This window comes from Bacillus sp. 5w2 (genome assembly GCF_054353775.1).
In genome coordinates this window covers 38,397-63,755 of record NZ_JBTIWT010000013.1, presented here as the reverse complement: position 1 = coordinate 63,755, position 25,359 = coordinate 38,397, and the positions used below count along the sequence as shown (strand labels likewise).

The window sequence follows — 25,359 nt, the reverse complement described above, 5'->3', positions numbered from 1 at the left end:
CACAATGTTATCCTTTGAGCGTATCCATTTCATCTACATGAACTGTCGTGCGATTACGATACAAAGCAATCAAAATAGCGAGTCCTACCGCCGCCTCCGCTGCTGCTACAGCCATCGTAAACAAAGAAAAAATTTGTCCTGTTAAATTTGGGAACAACCCTAATTTACTAAACGCTACTAAATTTAAATTGGCTGCGTTAAGCATTAATTCAATACAAACTAATACAATCACTGTATTTCGCTTCGTTAAAGCTCCAAATAAACCGATGCAAAACAAAATAATCGCAAGTGTTAAATACGCAGAAGCCGGAACGCTACTCATTGGAATCCTCCTCTTTCTCATCCTTCTTCGCAAGAATAATTGCGCCAACAAGTGCTACAAGTAAAATAACTGAGGTTAACTCAAATGGAATAATATATTCTGAATAGAGAAGTGTACCGATTTGAAGTGTGTTTTTTTCATGGAGAGGTAAACTTCCTTGTGTGCTTTCATTTGCAAAATCAATATTGTTAACAGCGAAATACATAACCGCCCCAAATGCTACAACCGCAAAGAAGATAATCCATTTTCGAAGAGTAAGACGCGATTCATTCTCCGCATTATGTTTCGTTAACATAATGCCAAAAATCATAATAATTGTGATGGCACCAGAGTAAAGTAAAATTTGTGCAACTCCTATAAATTCAGCTGATAAAAGAAAGTACAAACCTGCGATACTAAGAAATGTCAGAACGAGAGCTAGCATCATATGCATGACTTTCGTTAAGTTCAGCATAAAAATGCCGCCAATAATTGCAGACAAGGATAGTATAAAGAATGCTACAAACTCGCCATTCATGCTTTATTCTCCTTCCTGACGTTTTCGTCGTTTTCGTCAAGCCACTGCAAATTTTTAAATAAATCATCACGTGAATATTCCGCGAGTTCAAAGTTATTTGTCATGACAATCGCCTCTGTCGGACAAACTTCTGTACATAAATCACACAGAATACAAATTTCAAAATTAATATCGTACGTGTCGATAATTTTTCCTTTTTTCGTAGGATCCGGATGTTTTTTCCCCGTTAACTGAATACAGTCTGTCGGGCAAATATTGGAGCACTGATTACAAACAATACACTTTTCTGGATAAAACTTTTGAATCCCTCGAAAACGGTCTGGCAGCGGCAACGGTTGATTCGGATAATCATACGTCACCTTCTTCTTACTCAAATTACTTAGTGTATATTTTAATCCTTTAAATAGTCCTTTCATCTCTTACTGGCACCCCCCTCATAGATTAGAAGAATAACTCCTTAATCAATGCCGTTAAGAAAATATTTGCAAGTGCAATTGGCAATAATACTTTCCAGCCAAACTCCATTAACTGATCACCTCTTATACGTGGAAACGTAACGCGGAACCAAATTAATAGAAAGACTACACTGCTAAATTTCAAAGCAAACCATACAGCTCCTGGGATAAATCCAAGAAACATTACTGGATTCCACCCACCTAAAAAGAGCACTGTAATTAAAGATGCCATTCCAAAGAAATATACGTACTCTGAAAGCATGAAAAACGCCCAGCGAAACCCTGAGTATTCCGTATGATATCCAGAAACAAGTTCCGACTCCGCTTCTGGTAAATCAAATGGCGTCCTATTTAACTCTGCTACCGCTGCGATTAAAAACACGACGAAACCGATTGGCTGCACGAAAATGTACCAAACATTCTCCTGCGCTGCCACAATTTCATTTAAATTTAGGCTACCAGCTAACAAAACGACGCCAATTACACTCATTACGAGTGGGATTTCATAAGAAATCATTTGCGCCGCCGCACGCATCCCTCCTAAAAGGGAATATTTATTATTTGATGCCCATCCCCCAGTTACAACGCCGATTGTCGTAATCCCAGAAACAGCAATGTAATACAGTAAGCCTACGCCAATATCTGCAAACTGAAATTTATCAGTAAACGGGATAACTGCAAGCACCATAAACGCTGGCGCGAATGCAATGACAGGAGCTAATATAAACAAAGGTTTATCTGCTGCTTTCGGAATACTATCTTCCTTCAATAGTAGTTTTAAAACATCAGCTACCGTTTGCAGTAAACCGAATCGGCCCCCAACTTGATTGGGTCCAATCCGCCCTTGCATAAATCCCATCACTTTCCGTTCTGCCAAAATACCATATGTAACGAAGCCAAGGACTGCAAATAATAGGAGCACCGCTAATCCGAAAAAAATGAAGAAATTCGTCCAGCTTGAAGGTGATTGTAAGAGCGTCTCAATCATTAGCCATCAACCTCCCCAAGCACAATATCCACTCCACCTAAAATCGTAATTAAATTGGCGATGTTTTCACCTTTTAATAACTTCGGTAAAATTTGCAAATTGTAAAAAGACGGCCTGCGAAACTTCAAACGGTATGGCTCTTTCTTTCCGTCACTAGCAATATAGCAACCAATCTCTCCGCGCGGCGACTCTATACGGACGAACGCTTCCCCTTTCGGCGCCTTAATGATTTTCGGTACTTTCGCCAGCACGGCTCCGTCTTTCGGGAACTGCTGGACAGCTTGCTCAACAATTTTTAATGACTCCTCAATCTCTTGCATGCGGCAAACGTAACGATCCCAAGCATCTCCCACACTCCCAACAGGAATATCGAAATCAAAACGATCATAAATGGAGTACGGTTCATCCTTGCGAAGATCCCAGTTTACTCCGGTGCACCGCAAATTCGCTCCGCTTAAAGAATACGAAATCGCTTCTTCCGCGCTATATATACCAACGCCTTTTACACGATTTAAGAAAATCTCATTACCGCTAACGAGATCATGATAACCTGCCAATTGCTCTCGCATATACGGAACAAACTCTTCCACTTTTTCAATCCAACCGTCCGGCGCATCCCACTTTACACCCCCGACTCTCATATAGTTAAAAGTAAGCCGAGCACCGCATAATTCGTTTAATAAATTTATAATCATCTCTCGTTCACGAAACGCGTACAAAAACGGGCTGACCGCTCCTATATCAAGAAGATTTGTCCCCCACCAAACGAGGTGGCTCGCAATCCTCCCAAGCTCCATTGCAAGTACTCGCAAGTATTCGGCCCGCTCAGGGATTTCAAGCCCCATCATCGTCTCTACAGCATGGCAAATGACGTAATTATTCGTCATTGCTGATAAATAGTCCATTCGATCTGTATAAGGGATAATTTGCGTATACTGTAAACTCTCAGCAATCTTTTCAGTCCCGCGATGCAAATATCCAATAACCGGTGTAGCTTCTTTAATAATTTCTCCGTCAATCTTAATAACAAGCCTGAACACACCATGCGTACTCGGATGCTGAGGACCTACATTCAAAAGCATTTCTTCCGTACGGATCATAAGCTACACCTCCACATCATACGGTTCATAATCTTTCCTAAGCGGATGCCCTATCCAATCGTCCGGCATTAAAATACGTGATAAATTCGGATGCCCCTTAAATACAATGCCCAGCAAATCATACGCTTCTCGCTCTGGCCAGTCCGCGCCTTTCCAAAACGCTGTCACCGATTCTACTTGCGGCTCTTCCCTATCCAGCTTCACCTTCACCGCTACTGACTGTTTCTTTCCATATGAAAATAAATGAACATATACTTCCATATGTGTCACAAAATCCGTCGCATGTAACTCTGACATATAATCAAAAGCAAGTCCCTCATGGAATCGCAGTAATTCCATCACTTCATAATATTTTGAGGGCTCCGCCACAAGAGTTGGCACATCTTTTGAAAGTTTATTAATATAGGAATCTACTAATGTATCCTCTCCTATTTCCCCCTTAATAACCTCAACATACTGATTTAAATACGGTTGATTCACAGATGGCTCTTCCTGCTTCGGCACCTCTTCTTTCTTACCTTCAGCGCCCTTTGTCTTCGCCCTTGCCGCCGCAGCCGCCTTCGCCTTAGCTGCTGCAATTGCTTTCGCCTTTTCATCCCCCGAATCCCCATCACCTTGCGAGGCCTTCTGCTTCGCTAACGCCGCCGCTTTCGCTTTTGCAGCCGCCACTGCCTTTGCCTTCGCTTTGGCCTTTTCTTCTTCCGGTACCTCTTCTGTTCCTTCTCTTTTTTGTTTCGCTAACGCCGCGGCTTTCGCTTTTGCGGCCGCTGCTGCCTTCGCCTTCGCTTTGACCTTTTCTTCTTCCGGTATCTCTTCTATTCCTTCTCTTTTTTGCTTCGCTAGCGCTGCCGCTTTTGCTTTTGCGGCCGCGGCTGCACGTCGTTTTGCTTCTTCTACAGTCATATCGTCATTTTTTGGTAGCGCTTTCTCTTTTTCCCGATTTTCTTCCTCAAGTTTACTTATTTCTGCATCATGTTTCGCAACAAGACGCTTTCTCGCCTCTTCTTTCGCACGCCTAGCTGCTTCTCTTTTCAAATCCTCTAAGTCTTTGTTTGGATCACTCATTTATTCGTCACCTGCTTTCCCGTCTTTGCCTCGTAACGAATTTTTTCTTTCAATTTATTAATTCCATAAATTAAAGCAGCGGGATTTGGTGGGCAACCAGGGATATACACATCAACTGGTACAATTTGATCCACACCTTTCACAACAGCGTATGAATTTACATATGGGCCACCTGCTGTCGCACAAGATCCCATCGCAATAACCCATTTTGGTTCGGGCATTTGATCGTATAAACGCCGAACAATAGGAGCCATCTTCTTCGTTACCGTTCCCGACACAATCATAACGTCCGATTGCCTTGGTGAAGTCCGAAAAAATGACCCAAATCGATCCAAATCGTAATGTGATGAACCTACTCCCATCATTTCAATTGCACAGCATGCTAGTCCGAATGTCATCGGCCATAAAGAATTGCTCCGTGCCCATCCTTTTAACTGCTCCAATGTAGAAAAAAAGATATTTCGTTCTAATTCCGCTCGCTCATTTGGATGTAATTCCTCAAAATTTATAACCATTGTAACACCTTCTTTTTCCAAGCATACGCTAATCCAACTAGCAACATTACAACAAAGATGAGCATTTCAATCAGTGCAAATAAACCGAGCTTGTCATATGCAACAGCCCATGGATATAAAAATAAAGTTTCTACATCAAAGATGACAAACAATAAAGCAAAAATATAATAACGAGCATGAAACCGAATATTCGCATCATGAAAAGGCTCAATCCCACTCTCATACGTCGTCGCTTTCGCTGCACTTGGTTTGTTTGGGCGCAGCATCCTTCCTAATGTAAGAGCCACTACCGGCAGCAATATGCCTAATAGCAAGAAAATCAAAACGATCATATAACTATTTTCATATACACTTGCCATTGTGAAACCCTCCCCCCTGAATTAAGAACAAGTTCACTTAGTAAACAATATGTCCTAGTTGCAGCAATTATTATTTTTAAATTTTTCTAAATAATGCAACTATTTTAATCATTATAACAAACTTCAAATTCCTATGTCGATATGTTGGGGACAGAAACGAGAATTATTAAAATCTATTTTTACAACTCGCTATACCTGTGCAAAATAAGTATAGAAATTATATATATGTTTCAAGAAACTATAAAAAATAAAAAGAGGAATTTATATGTATATACAGTGGGTGAGATAAATGAAAAAACAAACACATGTAACTATTCTTATAAGTATTATATTGTTGTCTATAGCAATTCATTACGTGGCAATGCCTTTTCTGTATGAATACTCATTTCCTTTTCAAATATTAATTGGAATGAGTACCCTATTCATTGATATTATCGCTTGTAGTTATATACTTTATTTTTCAAATAGGAAAGAAGGGTTACCTCGTTTATTTTGGACCATATTATCTGTTGGAACCCTATCTTATTTCATTGGTGATATAGTCGTTGCCTATCAACGTTTAATTTTAAAGGACTACTATACATTCGTTGATTCGTCCGACTTTTTTTACCTACTTTTTTTAATTAGCTTTGCATTGGCCTTTCTATATGAGATCATTTATAACCGAGATTTATTAGAAAAGCTTTTTATGATATGTGATATTTGTATTATTGTTACAGCACAATTCACTTTAAGTTACTACTTACTTATTGAACGAACGATTCACGTTTCTTCAACATCCTATATCGACATATTTGTTCAACTTACCTATCCAATGGCTGATTTACTCTTTCTTCTCATAGGAATCAATCTGTTATTCAAGCCATTATCCTTATTACCCCAAAAAGTTGGTGCGCTTCTTGGCAGTGCTTTAATTTTATATGCTACTACTGATGCGATTTATGCTTATATCAAATACTTCACACCCGAGTATTCTATGTTTACAGTTACCCCTCTCTATCAAGTAACTTTAGTACTAGTAGCGATCGCCTGTATTCTGCATACAAAAGAACCTGAAAAACAAGAGCAAGTACTATTAACACCTAAACTTGGGGAATCGATCAGATTGTCATTACCTTATATTTCTGTAGTCATGCTTATTGTTTTTATATTAGTTGAATACGTTTTTGCACCTATTGTAGTAATCGGGCTTATGATAACTTTCTCCTTCGTTCTCATACGCCATAGTTTAGTTCGAAAACAAAATAAAATATTATTACTAGCCCAAATGCAATTCAACTTAGAACTCGAGAAACAAATCGAATTACGTACAGAAGATTTAGTAGAACAAAAAAATGAACTATATCATAACCAACAAATGTTTAAATCTTTATACGAGCATCATCCAGATCCAATTTTCACATTAGACTTGTATGGTAATTTTCTCAACGTGAACAACGCTGGTACTACTTTACTCGGTTATCAAACAAATGAATTATTAAAGCAACCATACTATTCACTTACGTATGAAGAAGATTTGGAAGACATCATTAATGCCTTTCGTCATGTAAAAAAGGGGAAATCTATTTCTTTAGAAGTACGGGCGTATCATAAGAACAGAGATATTTACTACTTGCATGTTACCGCTGTTCCTATCTTTTTAAAGGATCATATTTCTGGTGTTTATTTAATGATTAAAGATATTACGGAAAGTAAACAACAACAAGAGCAAATTAATTTCCTAGCCTATCGTGATACTTTAACAGAGCTTGCAAATCGCCGTGCATTTCATCAATATGTAGAACAAGCAATTGCTCGATCTGAATTATCAAAAAGGCCTTTTGCTGTTATGTTTCTCGACCTAGACCGTTTTAAAGTTATTAATGATACTCTCGGTCATAGGGTAGGAGACCTTCTATTAATTGCAGTAGCAAAAAGACTCGAAGAAATATCGACACCAAATATGAAGCTTGCCCGATTAGCTGGGGATGAGTTCACAATTCTTATCGAAAATTATAAAAAAAGGCCAGATGTTAAAAAAATAGCTGATACGATTGTAGCGGCCATGAACGAACCATTCGAAATCGAAAATCAACACTTACAAATCTCACCGAGCATCGGGATTGCAATCTATCCTGAAGCAGGTGAAGATCCATTATCAATCTTGCAGCATGCTGATATGGCCATGTACGAAGCAAAAAGTAAAGGAAAAAACGGTAGCTCTCTGTACACGAAAGAATTGTATAAAAAAATGGAACGAAAAGCTCGAATTGAAAAAGATTTACCACTCGCTTTAGTAAACAAAGAATTTTATCTCGTCTATCAACCACAAATTGATATTACGACGAAAAAGATTATTGGTGCTGAAGCATTAATACGCTGGAAACACCCCCTCCTAGGTGAAATACCACCATGTGAGTTCATTCCAATTGTAGAAGAGACGCCACAAGTCGTTCCACTCGGTCATTGGGTATTAAAAGAATCTTGTCTTCAGTTAAAAATATGGCATACTTTTGGCTACCAAGATTTAAAAATAAGTGTTAACTTATCAGCAAAAGAATTCCAGCAAGAGCATTTAATCGAGAACATTTCACAAATACTAACAGATGTTAAAGTTGATCCAAAATATGTAACACTTGAGTTAACAGAACGAATTGCGATGATCAATGAAAAAGAAACATTATCCAGACTAAAGCAACTAAAGGAATATGGTATTCAAACGTCCATTGATGACTTCGGTACCGGCTATTCTTCTCTCGCTTATTTATCACTTTTCCCTATCGATACATTAAAAGTACCGAGAGAATTTACACAACTAGCCGATCATCGACCTGAAGAAAGAGCCATCGTTTCCACTATCCTTTCCCTTGCAAATACTTTAAACCTTTCTGTCGTTGCTGAAGGAATTGAAACAGAAAAACAACTTAAGTTTCTACAAAAGAACAACTGTAAATACATGCAAGGTTACTATTTCAGTAAACCACTTACTAGTCATCAATTTATAAAATTCCTACAAAAAACACCGAGTATGAACCAATAGCTCATACTCGGTGTTTTTATCATACTATTTGCTGACAGTAAAACTAGTCATCAACGTGAGATGCCCCACTTTATAGTGTCGGAATTGTTTTCTCGTAATATTCCTCTGCAACCTCTTCATAAAAAGCTGCTGACGTCGTATAAAAATATGGAATTAACCATAGGAATCCAATCCCTAATGTAATACAACTTAATATAAACCAACCAATAAAGCTTAAACATAAAATGAAATACTCCATCTTATGTCCATCCATCATACGACGGCTTTCTGTAATAGCTTGGTTCAGTGAATACTCAGGATGGTCGTTTATAATAAAGTACGTCATCGCATAAGAAAATGATTTAATAATGCCTGGGATAATAAATAGTAACATCCATAAGAAAAGATAAAGATTTACTAATAAATATAATAAAAATGATTTTAGAAATCTTTTTCCCTCTGAAAACCAAATGAATATATTACCGATACTAGCTTGCTTTTCACGAAGAATATTTAAAGCAAGATAATATCCACCTAAAGTTAACGGTCCCGTAACAAAAACTGTAAGGATATTCATTGAAAGTGAACCACTTGTTTCTTTTCCACCAATCATTGTAGAAAATCCCCACTCAATACTAAAACTAAAAATCGTGATAAGAATTGAAATGAGTAATGTTGCCCCGACAGCTAATCCCCATTTCCCTTCTAATGAATCTAATGCTTCTCCTTTTAAATCACCAATCATACGTAGCCTCCTATACACAATAACTCTATTAGTATAGCATGTTCCTACTACAATTCATCTTTTGAAAGATAGCGATAAAAATGCGCTGTCGTTGTACTCATATACGGGCTAAGCCAAAGAAAACCTATTCCAAGTGTTAAAATCGCTAAAATACCCCATCCTATAAAACTAAGCCATAAAAGAAACAAATCTAATTTATGTCCCTTCATAAGACGCTTACTTTCTTTCATTGCTTGTGACACACTATACTCTGGATTTTCAACCATTACATAGTACGTCATCGCATAAGAAAAATACATCACAATCATAACAACGATTGAAATAGCTACTAGTACAAAGAAGGCGATAGTAAACGACGTATTTCCTTCTTCACCCAAAAATGCGAATAAGGCTACTAGCAACATTGGAATCCATGTACCTGTATATAATAAAATCGCAAGCATCGCCCACATCGTTTTCATCATTCTTTTAAAACCACGAAACCCTTCAAATAAATGATCTACTTTAGCACCTTCTCTTTTACTAATCTGTAGAAATACATTTATATAACCGTATGATGTAATTCCATACGATGCATTACTTAAAATTATCATAATGCAATAAAAAATCCCAAATGTAATACCTGCTCCGATTGACATCGCTTCCTCTTCAATTGATCCTGTTAAACCAGCAAATAAGAAAAATATAATAATTCCTGGAATTAAAAGTATAAGCATTGCAGCCATTGAAACAACATAACTTAAAATAAAATATAAAATCGTTGATCCGACTCCTAGCCCCCATTTTCCCTTTAAAGAGTGCAACGCTTCTCGTTTCATTTCACCAATCATTTATTCATCCCCTTTATTAATTGTTGTACATTCTCTACTTATACAAGCATCAATATAATTATACCATTTTTGTAAAATTATCCATGAATTACATAAAAAAATCCGTAAAGGCAAAGCCTTTACGGATTTTTTATTTCATATCGGAAACGTTTAAACGGTTCACAGCACGCTGTAAGGCCATTTCTGCACGTCTAAAGTCAACATGTGCTTGTTTATCTTGCATACGTTGCTCAGCACGACGCTTCGCTTCATTTGCACGATGGATGTCGATATGGTTTGCTTCTTCAGCAGATGATGATAATACAGTTACTTTATCTGGACGAACTTCGATAAAGCCACCGCTTACTGCTACATAATCAGTGTGCCCACCATTTTTCAGACGAACTGCACTAATTTTTAATGGTGCAACAGTTGGAATGTGACCCGGTAAGATCCCCATTTCCCCACTCTCTGCTTTTACGCTTACCATTTCTACTTCTTTTTCGTAAACCGGTCCATCAGGAGTTACAATACTGACTGGAAATGTCTTCATACTTCGTCCCTCCTAAGGCCTTACGCCATCATTTTCTTCGCGTTTTCAATAACTTCTTCAATGCCACCAACTAAGCGGAATGCATCTTCTGGAAGGTCATCATATTTTCCTTCTAGAATTTCTTTGAAACCACTAACTGTATTTTTTACAGGTACGTAAGAACCTTTTTGACCTGTAAACTGCTCAGCTACGTGGAAGTTTTGAGATAAGAAGAATTGAATACGACGAGCACGATGTACAACTAACTTATCTTCTTCAGATAACTCATCCATACCTAAGATAGCGATGATGTCTTGAAGCTCTTTATAACGCTGTAAAGTTTGCTGTACTTGACGAGCTACTTCATAATGCTCTTCTCCTACGATTTCTGGAGAAAGTGCACGAGATGTAGATGCTAATGGATCTACGGCTGGGTAAATACCCATTTGTGTTAAACGACGCTCTAAGTTTGTTGTTGCATCTAAGTGAGCGAACGTTGTAGCTGGTGCTGGATCCGTATAGTCATCGGCTGGTACATATACCGCTTGGATAGACGTGATAGACCCTTTATTTGTAGATGTAATACGCTCTTGTAATTGACCCATTTCTGTCGCAAGAGTTGGTTGGTAACCTACCGCAGATGGCATACGACCAAGAAGGGCAGATACTTCAGAACCTGCTTGCGTGAAACGGAAGATGTTATCGATGAACAATAGTACGTCTTGTCCTTGCTCATCACGGAAATGTTCAGCCATTGTTAAACCTGTTAATGCAACACGTTGACGTGCTCCAGGTGGCTCGTTCATTTGTCCGAATACCATCGCAGTTTTCTTAATTACGCCAGAATCGCTCATTTCGTGGTATAAGTCATTACCCTCACGAGTACGCTCACCTACACCAGCGAATACAGAGATACCACCGTGTTCTTGTGCGATGTTGTTAATTAATTCCTGAATTAATACCGTTTTACCTACGCCGGCACCGCCGAATAGACCGATCTTACCACCCTTGATGTAAGGAGCAAGTAAGTCTACTACTTTAATACCAGTTTCAAGAATTTCTACTTTAGTAGATAATTCTTCGAATGCAGGTGCTTGACGGTGAATTGGATCACGATGTACATCGGCTGGAACTTCACCATCTAAGTCAATTGCATCACCTAATACGTTAAATACGCGACCAAGTGTTACATCACCAACTGGTACAGAGATTGCTTTACCAGTATCTTCTACTTCTGTGCCACGAACAAGTCCATCTGTGGAAGACATTGCAACTGTACGAACTGTATCATCACCTAAATGAAGTGCAACTTCAAATGTTAAGTTAATGCTTGCTCCGTTTTCGTTGCTTTGTTTTACCGTAAGGGCGTTGTAGATTTCTGGTAGCTTTCCGCCATCAAACTTAACGTCTACAACCGGACCCATGATTTGCGTAACGCGCCCTTTATTCATCGGGTTCCCTCCTAGCTTTCTTTTAATTAGCCAACTCGCTACGAGCAGTTAGCTTTTAATTTTTTATTGGTTTATGCTTACGCGACTCTTTTGAAAGAGCCGCCTACGCTTTTTAATACTATTCTAACGCTGCTGCTCCACCAACGATTTCCGTAATCTCTTGCGTAATCGCTGCTTGACGCGCACGGTTGAATGAAAGTGTAAGTGAATCGATAACTTCCATTGCGTTGTCTGTAGCACTCTTCATTGCTGTCATACGCGCTGCGTGTTCACTTGCTTTACCGTCTAGTAATGCACCGTACACTAAGCTTTCTGCGTATTGTGGCAATAGTACTTTTAAAATTTCTTCTTCAGAAGGTTCGAATTCATAAGCTGTCGTCTTTTTATCAGACGCCACATCAGTAAGCGGTAAAATTTTATTTTCCGTTACTTCTTGTGAAATTTTACTTACATAGTGGTTGTAGTAAATATACAGCTCATCATAAGCTCCATCTGCAAACATCGCAATTGCTCGAGAAGCAAGATCTTTAATATCAGTAAATGATGGATGGTCAGATAGTCCAACTACTTCATCAATGATGTTAAAGCCGCGACGTTTTAAATAATCACGTCCTAGTCGTCCAAGCACAATAATAGAATATTGGTTTGAATCCATATTATGACGTTCACGAATTACGTTACTAACTGTACGTAATACGTTACTGTTATAACCACCTGCTAGTCCGCGATCCGATGTAATAACGATGTATCCTGTACGCTTTACAGGACGCGCATTTAGCATTGGATGATTAATTCCTTTGCTTCCTTGCGCAATGCTCGCTACTACTTCTTGAATCTTTTCCATATACGGAACGAAAGATTTAGCATTTTGCTCTGCACGGTTTAACTTAGATGCAGATACCATCTCCATCGCTTTCGTAATTTGACTCGTTTTCTTTGTCGAGGTAATCTTCGCTTTTATATCGCGTAAAGATGCCACAGGTTTTCACCACCTTTTTTCCGGAAGTTGGCACGATTAGTAAGAATCCTCTTCCTAATCTACGTTGCAAGATATTCTTGCTCATGATTGAAGGAAAAGAATAGGTGCACCTACTCTTTTCCTTTACATAACCGTCAGCAATCTCAAAAATTGAGATGCCTTTATATATTATCTAACTCCAGCGGCTTGAACGAGCCCCTGGAGCTTTTATTTATTACTCAGAAGCTACGAATACTTTTTTAAATCCGTTAATTGCTGCTGCAAATTTGTCGTCATCCGCAAGTTTCTTAGTTGTGCGGATTTCTTCTAATAAGTCAGTCGCATTAGAATCTAACCAAGCATGGAATTCTTCTTCGAAACGAGTGATATCTACTACTGGGATATCATCTAGGAATCCACGTGTTAAAGCGTAAAGAATGATAACTTGTTTCTCTACACGTAACGGTTTGTGTAATCCTTGTTTTAATACCTCAACAGTACGAGCACCACGGTTTAGTTTCGCTTGAGTTGCTTTATCAAGGTCAGAACCGAACTGAGCGAACGCTTCTAACTCACGGTAAGATGCAAGGTCAAGACGAAGTGTACCTGATACTTTACTCATCGCTTTAATCTGAGCAGATCCACCAACACGAGATACAGAAGTACCCGCATCGATCGCTGGACGTACGCCAGAGAAGAATAGGTCAGATTGTAAGAAGATTTGTCCATCCGTAATAGAGATTACGTTTGTTGGGATGTATGCTGATACGTCCCCTGCTTGTGTTTCGATGAAAGGTAGTGCAGTTAAAGAACCGCCGCCTCTTGCATCACTTAATTTTGCTGCACGCTCTAATAAGCGAGAATGTAAGTAGAATACATCCCCTGGATAAGCTTCACGACCTGGAGGACGACGTAATAGTAATGACAGCTCACGGTAAGCCGCTGCTTGTTTTGATAAGTCATCATATACTACTAATACGTGTTTACCATTGTACATGAACTCTTCACCCATTGTTACACCAGCATAAGGAGCTAAGTATAATAATGGAGCTGGTTGAGAAGCAGATGCAGTTACAACGATTGTGTACTCTAATGCACCGTGCTTACGTAGTGTTTCTACTACGTTACGTACAGTTGATTCTTTTTGTCCGATAGCTACATAGATACAAATCATATCTTCATCTTTTTGGTTAATGATTGTATCAAGTGCAACTGCTGTTTTACCTGTTTGGCGGTCACCGATGATTAACTCACGTTGTCCACGGCCAATTGGTACAAGAGCATCGATCGCTTTAATACCTGTTTGAAGTGGTTCATGAACAGATTTACGATCCATTACACCTGGTGCTGGACTTTCGATTGGACGAGTGTTTGTTGTATTGATTGGGCCTAAACCATCAACTGGTTGACCTAATGGGTTTACAACACGACCGATTAGTTCTTTTCCTACTGGTACTTGCATGATGCGACCAGTACGACGAACTTCGTCACCTTCACGGATTTCTGTGTAAGGTCCTAAGATAATAATACCTACGTTGTTTTCTTCTAAGTTTTGTGCTAGTCCCATAACGCCGTTAGAGAACTCTACAAGTTCACCAGCCATAACGTTATCAAGACCATGAGCACGCGCGATACCGTCACCAACTTGGATAACTGTACCAACATCACTAACTTCGATTTCAGACTGATAGTTCTCGATTTGTTGCTTTATCAGTGCGCTAATTTCCTCAGCTCTGATGCTCATGTGCTTCACCCCTATCTATTCTTCATTAATTCACGTTGAATACGTGCTAATTTGCCTTGTAAACTTCCGTCATAAATGCGATTTCCAATACGTACTTTAATGCCGCCTAGTAAATCTTCATCTACAACATTTTTCACGCGAATTGCATCTCTTCCCGTTCTCTTTGCAAATGCTTCTGCAATGTTAAGCTTCTCTTCTTCTGATAGAAGACGAGTAGAATATACAGTTGCGTCCGCTACGTTACGTTCTTCATTAGCAAGAACAACATATTCATCTGCAATTTCAGGTAAAATATCAATGCGTTTGTTATCAATTAAAATATATAACGTATTTAAAATAGATTCAGAAACAGATCCGAATACGTTTGCAAGAAACGTTTTCTTTTGTTCCTTTGAAATGTTCGGTTGCGTTAAAAAGCTATGTAGTTCTCCGTTCTTTACATAAACGTTTTGTACAAGGCGTAATTCCTCTTCAAACATTTCTAATACGTGTTTTTCTTTAGCAATTTTAAAAAGAGCGACAGCATAACGTTTTGCTACAATCCCATTGCTCATCGCGCTTCTCCTACTTCTTTAATATAATCGCGAATTAACTTCACTTGATCTTCTTCTTTTAATTCTTTTTCAATTACTTTAGAAGCAATTTGAACAGATAAAGAAGCAACTTGTTCTTGTAAAGCAGCAATCGCTTGCTCTTTTTCGCGTTGAATTTCTTGTACAGCAGATGCTTTAATTGATTCTGCTTCTTCTTTCGCAGCAGCAACAATAACATCTTTTTGATCTACAGCTTGTTTTTTCGCTCTTTCGATTAACTCTTGTGCTTCAACACGTGATTGTTTTAACATTTCACGTTGTTCTTCTACTAACTTCTTCGCTTCAGCGTTACTTCTTTCTGCAGCGTCGATTTCATTAGTAACATGCTCTTCACGTTCTTTCATAATTCCCATTAAAGGACCCCACGCAAATTTGCGTAGCATTACTAATAGAAGTAAGAAAATGAACAATGTATAAGCAATCGTTCCAAATGGAATGGCAGCCCCTAATAATAAAGTTGGCACAAGGATTCACTCCCTTCAAAATATCTAAATTGATCATATGAAAAAAAAAGACATACGTTTCATTCATAAAGCAATGGCGAAGAAAGTTCGGAAAAACACTCTTCGCCATCTATGTAAGGGGAGTCTCCCTTATTTGTTCATTACGATGAAAGCAATAACTACACCGATGATTGGAAGTGCCTCAACTAAAGCAACCCCGATGAACATAATTGTTTGAAGTGCGCCTTTTAATTCTGGTTGACGAGCAACACCTTCGATTGTACGTGATACGATAAGACCGTTACCAATACCTGCACCTAATGCTGATAAACCAATTGCAATTGCAGCTGCGATTACACCTAAACTCATTTAATTTGTCCTCCTTTGTATTATAAAAAAATAATTTTTTTCTTACTTAAATTATATTAATGGTCATGACTGACTTTATGAGCCATATAAACCATCGTTAACATAACGAAAATAAATGACTGGATTGATCCAACGAATACGCTGAATCCCATCCATGCTAACATTGGTACAAGCGCACCCAATGCTCCAAGGAATGATGCCCCGCCTAACTTAGCAAGTAATCCTAATAAAATCTCACCTGCATAAATGTTACCGAATAAACGAAGACCTAACGTTAATGTGTTAGCAAACTCCTCAATAACCTTTAATGGGAATAAGAATTTCATCGGTTGGAAATAACCTTTAACGTATTCTTTCGTACCCTTCATCTTAATTCCATAATAATGGGTGAGGGTAACTACCATCACGGCTAATGTTAATGTAACTGCTGGATCAGACGTTGGTGATCTCCACCATGCAATATGTTCGCCAGCCTCAACTGTTGAATACATGAATGGTAAACCAAGGAAGTTCGATACGATGATAAACATGATAAGCGTAACGCCAAGCGTTAAGAAACGTCCACCTGTTTTCCAGTCCATCGTACTATTGATAATCCCTTTCACGAAGTCAAACACCCATTCCATGAAATTTTGCATTCCTGTTGGGCGAAGAGCTAAGCTGCGAGTTCCGATAACAGCGATTAAGAAAACAATAACTGCTGCTACAGTAACCATCATAACTGATGACAAATCGAACGTTAAACCTAGAAATTCAACTAATCTACCGTGTTCCACTAGTAATTCACCTCTCTTCCCTGCTCTTATACTCTAAATAAAGAAAATCTATGATCATGACAAGGTATCCTGTCAGCAATCCCACACCTAAGCCCCACATCGCAATTAACTCTTGATATTTGGCTGCAAATAAAATTAATAACCCAATCGTGGCGAATCTCGAATATGTACTTACCGCTGTTGCTTTAAACTTCACATTTTCTCCATTTGTTACGCGATCCAACAGCTTGTCTGTTCTACGTGCAATGATGCGCAAACTAAGAAAACTGAAAATCGTTCCGATAATCAGCCCAAGAAACACATCCTTGTAAGAGGTGAATCCCCATCCTAGCACTAGAAGCGCAAGCAAGTAGTACATATATTTCTTTTGTCTTTGGACAAGTCCATGTACGTCTATCATCATTGCTCTCCCGAATAGTAATGTCGAATGAGTCGAATCATTGCGTATACCCCTGTTCCTAATCCAAGTAATAACCCTATAATAAGAAACAATGGAAACGTTCCAACCTTATTATCAATCCACTGCCCACCAAAGATTCCAACAAGAATAGAACCGACTAACTGAGCAAGAATACCTGACATTAAAGCATAAGCTTTTATATGGCTGCGATCGTTTTTTTGCAAGGATTCATCCCTCCAATATGTAACCCTCATTCACGATGTGTTAATAATAACTCATTTTTTTGCATAAATCCTATACAAAATAAAAAGTTTACATTTTCGTCACGGAATAGATGTATTTTTGTCACTGAAAGCCCTACCATCTATCCCCGTTGTTAGCATACAATAGGGTATTAACAGTGTCAACGAGAAATCGTAAAAAATCAAAAAATTTGAGTATTAGTCATTTCCTCCCAAAAATGAAAACGTTCCCCTTCTAAATACTGGTTAGAGATATGCAATTTCTAACAGTTTTCTCTTTATAATAGAAGAGAATGTTCACAAGTTTGTCACTATTATATTTTTAAGATATAACGCTTTCCTTCCATAATATAGTGCTCTTTAGACGTAAGACTTCTATATTATATGTGAAGTGTATGCAACTTATGTTGTATATACTATGTATATTTATCCCCCCTCCCCTACCTAATCGAGACATAAAAAAACGAGAGGGGAATCCCTCTCGTCAGTTGTCTTACTTCGTTCCGAATAAACGGTCACCAGCATCACCAAGACCTGGTACTACATATCCGTGGTCATTTAATTTCTCATCTAATGCTGCTACATAAATATCAACATCAGGATGTTCTTCTTGTACTACTTTTACTCCTTCTGGAGCTGCAACGATACACATTAATTTGATTTGTTTTGCACCGCGCTTTTTCAGAGAATTAATTGCTTCAGCTGCAGAACCACCTGTTGCTAGCATCGGATCTAGTACGATAAAGTCACGTTCTTCTACATCCGTTGGAAGTTTCACATAGTATTCTACCGGTTGCAATGTTTTAGGGTCACGGTATAAACCAACGTGTCCTACTTTTGCTGCTGGAATTAATTTCAGAATTCCATCAACCATTCCTAAACCTGCACGTAAAATCGGAATTAAACCAAGTTTTTTACCAGCGATCACTTTTGTTGTCGCTTTGCTTACAGGTGTTTCAATTTCAATGTCTTTAAGTGGAAGATCGCGAGTAATTTCGAAAGCCATTAAGCTTGCTACTTCGTCCACTAATTCACGAAAATCTTTCGTACCTGTATTCTTATCGCGAATATATGTAATCTTATGTTGAATTAACGGGTGATCAAATACATACAGTTTTCCCATGTGAATCTCTCCTTTAGATGATATTCATGCGTTTACACGCTTTTTTACACTATTTACGATTGTAAAGAAAACGCTACTAATATTCAAGGGCAAATTTGGCAAAATCATGATTTTACGATGAATCTATCTAGTATCTTTACCAATTATGGGAGCTGTATCCTTCATTATATCGCCAAAATTTATTCATCATTTGTATACATACTTAAAGAACAATATATGTCCAAAAAAAAGACTGCCAAAACAATTACGTCTCAGCAGTCTTCTTCCATTTATTATAGGTCTGTGTACATTGGGAATTTGCTCGTTAACGCTTCTACACGCTTACGTGCTTCTTCTAATGCAACTTCATTTTCATGATTTTTTAATGTGTAAGCAATAAGTGATGCAATTTCATCCATTTCTTCTAAACCGAAACCACGAGATGTTACAGCTGCCGTACCGATACGTACACCGCTTGTTACAAATGGGCTTGCTGTTTCAAATGGAATTGTATTTTTGTTCACTGTAATACCAACTTCATCTAATACGTGCTCTGCTACTTTACCTGTAATTTCTAAGTTACGAACATCAATTAAGATTAAATGATTGTCTGTTCCACCAGAAACAAGTGTAAGTCCTTCTTTTTGAAGACCTTCAGCTAAGCGATTCGCATTATTAATGATATTTTGTGCATATGTTTTAAACTCATCTTGTAGTGTCTCACCAAACGCAACAGCTTTTGCAGCAATTACGTGCATAAGTGGACCGCCTTGAATACCAGGGAAGATTGATTTATCAATTTGTTTTGCAAATCGCTCTTCACATAAAATCATACCACCACGTGGACCACGTAATGTTTTATGTGTTGTCGTTGTAACGAAATGTGCATGCGGTACTGGGTTTGGATGTAAACCAGCAGCTACTAAACCAGCGATATGTGCCATATCAACCATAAAGTATGCACCCACTTCATCTGCAATCTCACGGAATCGTTTGAAATCGATAACACGAGGATATGCACTTGCACCTGCAACGATTAATTTTGGTTTATGTTCTTTCGCTTTTGCTAATACATCATCGTAATTAATACGGTGAGACTCAGCATCCACGCCATATTCTACGAAATTATATTGTACTCCACTGAAGTTAACAGGGCTTCCGTGTGTTAAGTGACCACCATGGGATAAATTCATACCAAGTACTGTATCGCCTTGCTCTAAAATTGTGAAGTATACTGCCATGTTCGCTTGCGCACCAGAATGTGGTTGAACATTTACATGCTCTGCACCAAAAATTTCTTTCGCGCGATCACGTGCGATATCTTCCACTACGTCTACGTGCTCACAGCCACCATAGTAACGTTTTCCAGGATATCCTTCAGCATACTTATTCGTTAAAACAGAACCTTGTGCCTCCATTACTGATTCACTTACGAAGTTTTCCGAAGCAATTAACTCAATCTTTGAACGCTGTCTTCCTAGTTCTGCCTCAATTGCAGCAAATACCTTTTCATCTTGACGTTTTAAATGATCCACCAAAATCCCCCTTTTCTGAACGAATTACATCGATTCCCAATAGTTTTTTCTCATTTATTCAGAAAAAACGAAAATTCAGGTTGTAATTCTTTCGAACCTTCATGTTTTCAACTACATTCTAACATGACTTTCTATATCATAAAAGAAAAAAAAGACCGAAAATCGGTCTTTTCTTTCTTCTATGATAAAGTCAGACAACATACCTTATTCGTAGGATACAATGAAACTTTAACGGCAAGTGATAGTCTCTTCCTTCGCCGCATAAACAGCACGTGCTCCACCAATTAGTTTTCCACGTGTTGTTGCCATCGTTACATGCGCACTTCCAATTTCCTTCACACTTGTACGAACCGGAACAGCTACATGCTTTAAATGCATACCGATAAATGTATCGCCAATATCCATTCCTGCATCTGCTTTAATAAACTCAATTACTACCGGATCTTTCAAATTGTGATAAGCATATGTTGCTAATGCACCACCTGCTGATCTAACAGGCGTAACTGTTACAACTTCAAATTGATATTTCATCGCCAACTCTCTCTCAACTACTAAAGCACGGTTTAAATGCTCACAACATTGAAACGCCAACTCAATACCTGTTTGCTCTTGAAATTGTTTTAACTCAGAAAAAATCGCCTCTGCTACTTCCATCGTTCCTGATGTTCCAATTCTTTCTCCTAGCACTTCGCTCGTACTACACCCCACTACAAAAATTTGACCACTTTGTAATGAAGCTTGTTCTTGGAAATCAGAAAGCGACATTTGTAACTGTTCTCTTACCTTTACGATTTCTGTCATTACGCCTCTTCCTTTCACAGGTTGGTTCACCAAATTATATTTCATACTGCTTCTAGTTAGAATCTATTACTTTGCTTCGTATGTTTTAATTTTTCCTACGCGGTTTTCGTGACGGCCACCTTCATAGTCAGTTGTTAACCAAATTTTTGCGATGTCACGTGCTAGACCAGCACCAATTACACGCTCGCCCATTGCTAACATGTTCGTATCATTATGCTCTCTTGTTGCTTTCGCACTGAAAGTATCATGAACTAACGCACAACGAATACCATTTACTTTGTTTGCCGCAATTGACATACCGATGCCTGTCCCACAAACTAAAATACCACGATCTACTTCGCCATTTGCTACCATTTCCGCTGCTGGAAACGCAAAATCAGGGTAATCAACAGAACCAGCTTCACATTCACAACCTAAATCAATATATTCAATATTTAACTCTTCTAATAAACTTACAAGTTCTTTACGGATATTCATACCGCCGTGATCAGATGCTACTACTACTTTCATTTTTACCCCTCCAAAGTTTCAATCCATTATCTTCATTTCTCACTCGCTACCTTAATGGAACGAAGTGATCTCCAATATCGTATTATACACGAAACATCAACCTTCTGAATGTTTTTTCAGTAAAGTTTGTACAAGTTTTTCCATCTCTTCTAACGTTTCTTTATAAGTATAGAGAGAGCCCCCAAATGGATCTGAAATATCCTTACTTATCCGATACGATAAACTTAACTAAATCTATACAATTCAATCAAATTTACACGAGTTAGTGCTTCATCGTGTTCTCGCAACCCCGAAGGGACGAGGGGTATAACACTCCACACGAGGCAGTATCGTTACCTCCTATTATCAAGCATTTATTTTACCCATCTTGATAAATTTATCGACGCATTTACATCCCTATCGTGATGGCTATTGCATGAAGCACAATGCCACTCACGTATTTTTAAACTCCACTGTCCTTCTGGTTGAACTGAATGGTCGTATTTCACTCCGCAACATGAACAAATCTTGCTTGAGGCGAACCATTTATCAGCTTTTACATACTCAATGCCATACTTCTCGCACTTGTATGATAAACAATGAAAGATTTGTTCTTCTGAATCGTAGCGTGTTCCACCAGCATTCTCCTTAGACTACTCGGATGCAAACCTGTTAATTCTGATACTTGACTAACTCGTGAAAATTTCATTATTATTCTCACCCCTATGCATTTACCATCATGCATAGGTTCGGTAGATTCAATGAGACTTGATAGATTTAATTAAATGTATCTCGTTCAACTAAGGGCGCAATTCCTTAGCCAGTTCTCTTATGAACTTCTCATGTTTTCACATGAGCGCAGACTATATGTTTATCTCCTTAGAGATAGAGGATTTTTCCACCACCATAGGCTTGTGGTGTACTCTCGTCAGTTATACGAGATAGTCGTTGAACGTTCATCTTATCCATTTTAACTTAGATGATTCGAGGCGGAAGACCCATTGTTCTAGTGTTTAGGATTTAACCTTGCACCATCTGATTGATTTTTTCTGCTTTCGCGACATTCACGCTCGCTATTTCTAGCCACGTTGTAGTTCAATCAGCTTTAGGGATTGCCCGCAGTTAACCCTCACTACTAGCCAATTACTTGACTAGCAGGGCTTACTGATATATTTAATTAACTTTGATTATAATTGGTTAAATAAATTGTAACAGTTAGTTACCCCTCAGTTACTCCATATAATGTATCTACTTTCTTTTCAACACTCGGATAATGCCCAAGCACAATTTGCTTATGGTTTTCCGTCATTGTTACGACAATATCTGCCCAATCAATCAAGGTTTCGTTCACCTGCTGCGCGGCATGATCGATTGCAATTCCCTTTTCCGCTAAAGCTTCCTTTGCATGTACCGACGCATCACTTCCAGGATAGGCGAAAACACCAGCAGATTGCACTTCAAACTTACCTTTTCCATGATGACGAAGTAACGCCTCAGCCATCGGGCTACGGCATGTATTTCCAGTGCAAACAAATAATACTCGTTTCATCTAAACCCACCTCTTTTCTCTGCTTCCTTTCCTTTATCATAGCGTACATAAGAATAGAACAAAAGAAATGTGAATATACAAAAGGCGCATTTCTCTTATATTTTTTCTAAGAAAAATGCGCCTTATCCACATATATGTGAAACCCTATTTCCAAGTGCCTAGAGTATTTTAACATACATAGCAAGCGTACTACAAAACAAAATAAGGAATCCATTTCATACGAAACGGATTCCTCTTATACAATAATTATTTCATTGTAACTTTCATTACTTCTGTTGAACCTTTTGTAGCTGTTACGCCTACAGTTGTTTTAATAGACTCAGCTGCATCTGTGTTTGTAATAACGATTGGAGTAATTGTACTTTTCGCTTTTTCACGGATTAAGTCTAAGTCGAATGAGATTAATTTATCTCCCGCTTTTACAGCTTGGCCTTCAGAAACGTGAGCTTCGAAACCTTCGCCTTCCATTTTTACAGTTTCTAATCCAACGTGGATTAAAATTTCTGTACCGTTTTTCGCTTTAATTCCTACAGCATGTTTTGTGTGGAATAATTGTACGATTTCACCATCAACTGGAGATACAACTACACCTTCAGTAGGATCGATTGCAACACCTTCACCCATCATACGACCAGCGAATACTGGATCTGGTACTTCTTCAATATTTTTCACTGCTCCAGTTAATGGAGCTACGATTGTTTCTTCATTTGTTTTTGAACCAAGACCGAATAATTTTTTAAACATAGGATAGTCCTCCTTATAATTTACCTAAAAGTTTATAGGGCAATCCCTAGTAAAGATCGGGATACATGTAAGACTTCATACTTCGAATATTATACTGTAAAAACGCTTTCGAAATAAATTACGTCATTACTAATAGACTCTTATTGTAGCGCTTCATAAAATTCCAGTCAATTCTGATTGTCTGAATAACAATAAGAAAGTTAACTTCTACTTATATTTTCTCTTTTTTCGTCCGACTTGTCTAGAGGTCTTTACTACATTTTGTTTTTTGTTGTTAATTTGTAAAATTTTTTCAAACTTTTTTCAAAACCCACTTGACTAAAGTAAGTAACTATTTTATCATTACTTACATAAGGTAAGTTAATAACTTTTAGGAGGTTTTCAAAAATGATGGATTTCGGTCTTCTTATTATTCGTCTTATTATAGGTATTACATTCATGGGTCATGGTGCTCAAAAATTATTTGGTTGGTTTGGTGGCTACGGCCTGAAAGGAACAGGCGGCTGGATGGAATCAATCGGTTTACGCCCTGGCGTATTCATGGCATTTATGGCTGGCGCAACTGAATTATTAGGTGGTTTCTTATTCGCATCAGGTATTTTCACTGCAATCGGCTCATTTTTTATCGTTGGAACAATGTTAATGGCAATCTTCACTGTTCACGGAAAAAATGGTTACTGGGTAACCCAAAACGGATATGAATACAACTTAATGTTAATCGCCGTTGCTATCGGGGTAGCTTTAATCGGACCTGGTGCATACGTTTTATTATAATTTTTATCTTGAACTCGAGATTATTTAGACGGAACTTACTTCATTGCGGTTGAAGTAAGTTCTTTTTATGTAATAAAAATATTATTTTCAGCAGGAGTTTTCCACTAACATCTTGTAAACAAACAATAAGTCGTCATATTTAGAAAGGGGATTTTAAACATGTTATCCATTAATCCAAATGAACAAACGGAAAAAGATAATTACAAATTATTAACGGGAAGTATTATTCCACGCCCTGTCGCGTTCGTTACTTCTGTAACAAAAGACGGCGTATTAAACGGGGCACCATATAGTTATTTCAATATTGTCGCTGCTAATCCACCACTTATCTCAGTTTCTGTACAACGAAAAGCAGGAACACCGAAAGATACTTCTCGAAACGCAATCGAAAAGGGTGAGTTTGTCGTACATATTTCTGATGAATCTTACGTAGAAGCAATTAACGAAACAGCAGCTAACCTCCCACCAAATGAGAGTGAAATTGAACTAGCAAAACTAACACCAATTGAAAGTGATGTCATCTCTGTTCCAGGTGTGAAAGAAGCAAATATTCGAATGGAATGCGTACTAGAACGCGCAATCCCTCTTGGTGGAACAGAAGACTCACCAGCTTGTGATCTACTAATCGGACGCGTCGTTCGTTTCCACGTCGCAGAACACCTATACGAAAATGGCCGCATTCATGCAGAAGGACTAAAACCAGTAAGCCGCCTAGCAGGACACAACTACGCAAAACTAGGAGAACAATTTGAATTGGTGAGGCCTGTTTAAAAGCGGAAGCGGCTCGCCCAGAATCGCAGGGCATTGGAGCTCTCGACCTTGAAGCGCTTTTTGCTTCATGCGAGAGAGCGAAATGACCGGAGATTCTAGCCGCTGAAGCTGGATAATATCTAAAAGCGGAAGCGGCTCGCTCAGAATCGCAGGGCATTGGAGCTTCTGATGTAGAGGCGCTTTTCGCCTCGTAGGAAGACGCGAAGCCACCGA

At 38.4% G+C, this 25,359-nt stretch carries 30 protein-coding genes and 3 pseudogenes; 3 read left to right on the top strand and 30 right to left on the bottom strand.

Annotated features, from left to right (window positions below):
* Positions 1 to 7 precede the first annotated feature (7 nt).
* The 8 genes from nuoK to nuoA are packed head-to-tail and all read right to left on the bottom strand — an operon-like array spanning position 8 to position 5,321.
* Positions 8 to 322 carry an NADH-quinone oxidoreductase subunit NuoK gene (nuoK, locus tag ACXY7N_RS20165; RefSeq protein WP_000100078.1) on the bottom strand — a complete coding sequence of 105 codons (315 nt, stop codon included), beginning with the start codon at positions 320 to 322 and terminating at the stop codon, positions 8 to 10.
* A complete protein-coding gene (locus ACXY7N_RS20160; RefSeq protein WP_016136084.1) occupies positions 315 to 839 on the bottom strand; it encodes an NADH-quinone oxidoreductase subunit J in 525 nt (174 codons plus the stop codon). The genes nuoK and ACXY7N_RS20160 overlap by 8 nt, the downstream gene beginning before the upstream one ends.
* Positions 836 to 1,255 (bottom strand): NADH-quinone oxidoreductase subunit NuoI, encoded by a 420-nt coding sequence (gene nuoI, locus ACXY7N_RS20155; RefSeq protein ID WP_000677191.1) that lies wholly within the window; start codon positions 1,253 to 1,255, stop codon positions 836 to 838. The genes ACXY7N_RS20160 and nuoI overlap by 4 nt, the downstream gene beginning before the upstream one ends.
* 25 nt (positions 1,256 to 1,280) lie before the next feature.
* Positions 1,281 to 2,282: an NADH-quinone oxidoreductase subunit NuoH gene (nuoH, locus tag ACXY7N_RS20150; RefSeq protein ID WP_000573437.1), complete on the bottom strand. Its 1,002-nt coding sequence runs from the start codon at positions 2,280 to 2,282 to the stop codon at positions 1,281 to 1,283.
* Positions 2,282 to 3,382, bottom strand: coding sequence for an NADH-quinone oxidoreductase subunit NuoD (gene nuoD / locus ACXY7N_RS20145; protein WP_000621434.1), 1,101 nt, complete (start codon positions 3,380 to 3,382; stop codon positions 2,282 to 2,284). The genes nuoH and nuoD overlap by 1 nt, the downstream gene beginning before the upstream one ends.
* 3 nt (positions 3,383 to 3,385) lie before the next feature.
* The gene (locus ACXY7N_RS20140; RefSeq protein ID WP_488592577.1) at positions 3,386 to 4,447 is read right to left on the bottom strand and encodes an NADH-quinone oxidoreductase subunit C; all 1,062 of its coding nucleotides are present in this window, start codon (positions 4,445 to 4,447) and stop codon (positions 3,386 to 3,388) included.
* A complete protein-coding gene (nuoB, locus tag ACXY7N_RS20135) occupies positions 4,444 to 4,962 on the bottom strand; it encodes an NADH-quinone oxidoreductase subunit NuoB (RefSeq protein ID WP_000236331.1) in 519 nt (172 codons plus the stop codon). The genes ACXY7N_RS20140 and nuoB overlap by 4 nt, the downstream gene beginning before the upstream one ends.
* Positions 4,953 to 5,321, bottom strand: a complete 369-nt coding sequence (gene nuoA, locus ACXY7N_RS20130) for an NADH-quinone oxidoreductase subunit NuoA (RefSeq protein ID WP_000179273.1) — start codon at positions 5,319 to 5,321, stop codon at positions 4,953 to 4,955. Before nuoA ends, nuoB begins: the two co-directional genes overlap by 10 nt.
* A gap of 289 nt (positions 5,322 to 5,610) precedes the next feature.
* Between nuoA and ACXY7N_RS20125 the strand changes: the two genes are divergently transcribed.
* A complete protein-coding gene (locus ACXY7N_RS20125; protein WP_488592576.1) occupies positions 5,611 to 8,340 on the top strand; it encodes a putative bifunctional diguanylate cyclase/phosphodiesterase in 2,730 nt (909 codons plus the stop codon).
* 70 nt (positions 8,341 to 8,410) lie between these two features.
* Here ACXY7N_RS20125 and ACXY7N_RS20120 read toward each other — a convergent pair whose 3' ends face one another.
* The 22 genes and pseudogenes from ACXY7N_RS20120 to ACXY7N_RS20015 all read right to left on the bottom strand — a co-directional run bounded on the left by ACXY7N_RS20120 (position 8,411) and on the right by ACXY7N_RS20015 (position 23,601).
* Entirely contained in the window at positions 8,411 to 9,064 is a 654-nt protein-coding gene (locus tag ACXY7N_RS20120) for a DUF975 family protein (RefSeq protein WP_016085481.1), read from the bottom strand.
* Between the two features lie 47 nt (positions 9,065 to 9,111).
* A complete protein-coding gene (locus ACXY7N_RS20115; RefSeq protein ID WP_016085480.1) occupies positions 9,112 to 9,894 on the bottom strand; it encodes a DUF975 family protein in 783 nt (260 codons plus the stop codon).
* A 130-nt stretch (positions 9,895 to 10,024) separates the two neighbouring features.
* Positions 10,025 to 10,426 (bottom strand): F0F1 ATP synthase subunit epsilon, encoded by a 402-nt coding sequence (gene atpC, locus ACXY7N_RS20110; protein ID WP_000847215.1) that lies wholly within the window; start codon positions 10,424 to 10,426, stop codon positions 10,025 to 10,027.
* A gap of 20 nt (positions 10,427 to 10,446) precedes the next feature.
* Entirely contained in the window at positions 10,447 to 11,856 is a 1,410-nt protein-coding gene (gene atpD / locus ACXY7N_RS20105) for a F0F1 ATP synthase subunit beta (protein ID WP_016085479.1), read from the bottom strand.
* Positions 11,857 to 11,974: 118 nt separating this feature from the next.
* The gene (atpG, locus tag ACXY7N_RS20100; RefSeq protein WP_016085478.1) at positions 11,975 to 12,835 is read right to left on the bottom strand and encodes a F0F1 ATP synthase subunit gamma; all 861 of its coding nucleotides are present in this window, start codon (positions 12,833 to 12,835) and stop codon (positions 11,975 to 11,977) included.
* Between the two features lie 214 nt (positions 12,836 to 13,049).
* Positions 13,050 to 14,558, bottom strand: coding sequence for a F0F1 ATP synthase subunit alpha (gene atpA / locus ACXY7N_RS20095; RefSeq protein ID WP_000027521.1), 1,509 nt, complete (start codon positions 14,556 to 14,558; stop codon positions 13,050 to 13,052).
* Between the two features lie 11 nt (positions 14,559 to 14,569).
* Positions 14,570 to 15,112, bottom strand: coding sequence for a F0F1 ATP synthase subunit delta (gene atpH, locus ACXY7N_RS20090; RefSeq protein WP_016085477.1), 543 nt, complete (start codon positions 15,110 to 15,112; stop codon positions 14,570 to 14,572).
* On the bottom strand, positions 15,109 to 15,615 hold the full coding sequence (gene atpF, locus ACXY7N_RS20085) for a F0F1 ATP synthase subunit B (RefSeq protein WP_001142618.1): 507 nt from the start codon (positions 15,613 to 15,615) through the stop codon (positions 15,109 to 15,111). Before atpF ends, atpH begins: the two co-directional genes overlap by 4 nt.
* A 129-nt stretch (positions 15,616 to 15,744) precedes the next feature.
* A complete protein-coding gene (gene atpE, locus ACXY7N_RS20080) occupies positions 15,745 to 15,963 on the bottom strand; it encodes a F0F1 ATP synthase subunit C (RefSeq protein ID WP_000052064.1) in 219 nt (72 codons plus the stop codon).
* Positions 15,964 to 16,019: 56 nt separating this feature from the next.
* The gene (gene atpB / locus ACXY7N_RS20075) at positions 16,020 to 16,739 is read right to left on the bottom strand and encodes a F0F1 ATP synthase subunit A (RefSeq protein ID WP_016085476.1); all 720 of its coding nucleotides are present in this window, start codon (positions 16,737 to 16,739) and stop codon (positions 16,020 to 16,022) included.
* Between the two features lie 7 nt (positions 16,740 to 16,746).
* The gene (locus ACXY7N_RS20070; protein WP_000567600.1) at positions 16,747 to 17,139 is read right to left on the bottom strand and encodes an ATP synthase subunit I; all 393 of its coding nucleotides are present in this window, start codon (positions 17,137 to 17,139) and stop codon (positions 16,747 to 16,749) included.
* A complete protein-coding gene (locus tag ACXY7N_RS20065; RefSeq protein WP_001171223.1) occupies positions 17,139 to 17,363 on the bottom strand; it encodes an AtpZ/AtpI family protein in 225 nt (74 codons plus the stop codon). Before ACXY7N_RS20065 ends, ACXY7N_RS20070 begins: the two co-directional genes overlap by 1 nt.
* 26 nt (positions 17,364 to 17,389) lie before the next feature.
* Positions 17,390 to 17,503: a DUF4024 domain-containing protein gene (locus ACXY7N_RS20060; protein ID WP_000232961.1), complete on the bottom strand. Its 114-nt coding sequence runs from the start codon at positions 17,501 to 17,503 to the stop codon at positions 17,390 to 17,392.
* A gap of 371 nt (positions 17,504 to 17,874) precedes the next feature.
* Positions 17,875 to 18,504 (bottom strand): uracil phosphoribosyltransferase, encoded by a 630-nt coding sequence (gene upp / locus ACXY7N_RS20055; RefSeq protein ID WP_000517539.1) that lies wholly within the window; start codon positions 18,502 to 18,504, stop codon positions 17,875 to 17,877.
* A gap of 272 nt (positions 18,505 to 18,776) precedes the next feature.
* On the bottom strand, positions 18,777 to 20,018 hold the full coding sequence (gene glyA / locus ACXY7N_RS20050) for a serine hydroxymethyltransferase (protein ID WP_016085475.1): 1,242 nt from the start codon (positions 20,016 to 20,018) through the stop codon (positions 18,777 to 18,779).
* A gap of 228 nt (positions 20,019 to 20,246) precedes the next feature.
* Entirely contained in the window at positions 20,247 to 20,864 is a 618-nt protein-coding gene (locus ACXY7N_RS20045) for a TIGR01440 family protein (protein WP_016136088.1), read from the bottom strand.
* 21 nt (positions 20,865 to 20,885) lie between these two features.
* Positions 20,886 to 21,329: a ribose 5-phosphate isomerase B gene (gene rpiB / locus ACXY7N_RS20040; RefSeq protein WP_016085473.1), complete on the bottom strand. Its 444-nt coding sequence runs from the start codon at positions 21,327 to 21,329 to the stop codon at positions 20,886 to 20,888.
* A 96-nt stretch (positions 21,330 to 21,425) separates the two neighbouring features.
* Positions 21,426 to 21,551 (bottom strand): annotated as a pseudogene (locus tag ACXY7N_RS20035) (low molecular weight protein arginine phosphatase); the annotation flags it as partial.
* 131 nt (positions 21,552 to 21,682) lie between these two features.
* A pseudogene (locus ACXY7N_RS20030) lies at positions 21,683 to 21,913 on the bottom strand (zinc ribbon domain-containing protein); the annotation flags it as partial.
* Positions 21,865 to 22,017, bottom strand: coding sequence for a hypothetical protein (locus tag ACXY7N_RS20025; RefSeq protein ID WP_179197212.1), 153 nt, complete (start codon positions 22,015 to 22,017; stop codon positions 21,865 to 21,867). The pseudogene ACXY7N_RS20030 and the gene ACXY7N_RS20025, both read right to left, overlap by 49 nt.
* A gap of 513 nt (positions 22,018 to 22,530) precedes the next feature.
* Positions 22,531 to 22,857 (bottom strand): annotated as a pseudogene (locus tag ACXY7N_RS20020) (low molecular weight protein arginine phosphatase); the annotation flags it as partial.
* A 246-nt stretch (positions 22,858 to 23,103) separates the two neighbouring features.
* A complete protein-coding gene (locus tag ACXY7N_RS20015; RefSeq protein WP_016085471.1) occupies positions 23,104 to 23,601 on the bottom strand; it encodes a PTS sugar transporter subunit IIA in 498 nt (165 codons plus the stop codon).
* A gap of 387 nt (positions 23,602 to 23,988) precedes the next feature.
* Here ACXY7N_RS20015 and ACXY7N_RS20010 point away from each other — a divergent pair, with 387 nt between their 5' ends.
* Together ACXY7N_RS20010 and ACXY7N_RS20005 are read left to right on the top strand one after the other, a co-directional pair.
* On the top strand, positions 23,989 to 24,375 hold the full coding sequence (locus ACXY7N_RS20010) for a DoxX family protein (RefSeq protein WP_016136090.1): 387 nt from the start codon (positions 23,989 to 23,991) through the stop codon (positions 24,373 to 24,375).
* A gap of 159 nt (positions 24,376 to 24,534) precedes the next feature.
* Positions 24,535 to 25,146: a flavin reductase family protein gene (locus ACXY7N_RS20005; RefSeq protein WP_016136091.1), complete on the top strand. Its 612-nt coding sequence runs from the start codon at positions 24,535 to 24,537 to the stop codon at positions 25,144 to 25,146.
* The last annotated feature ends 213 nt before the right edge of the window (positions 25,147 to 25,359 follow it).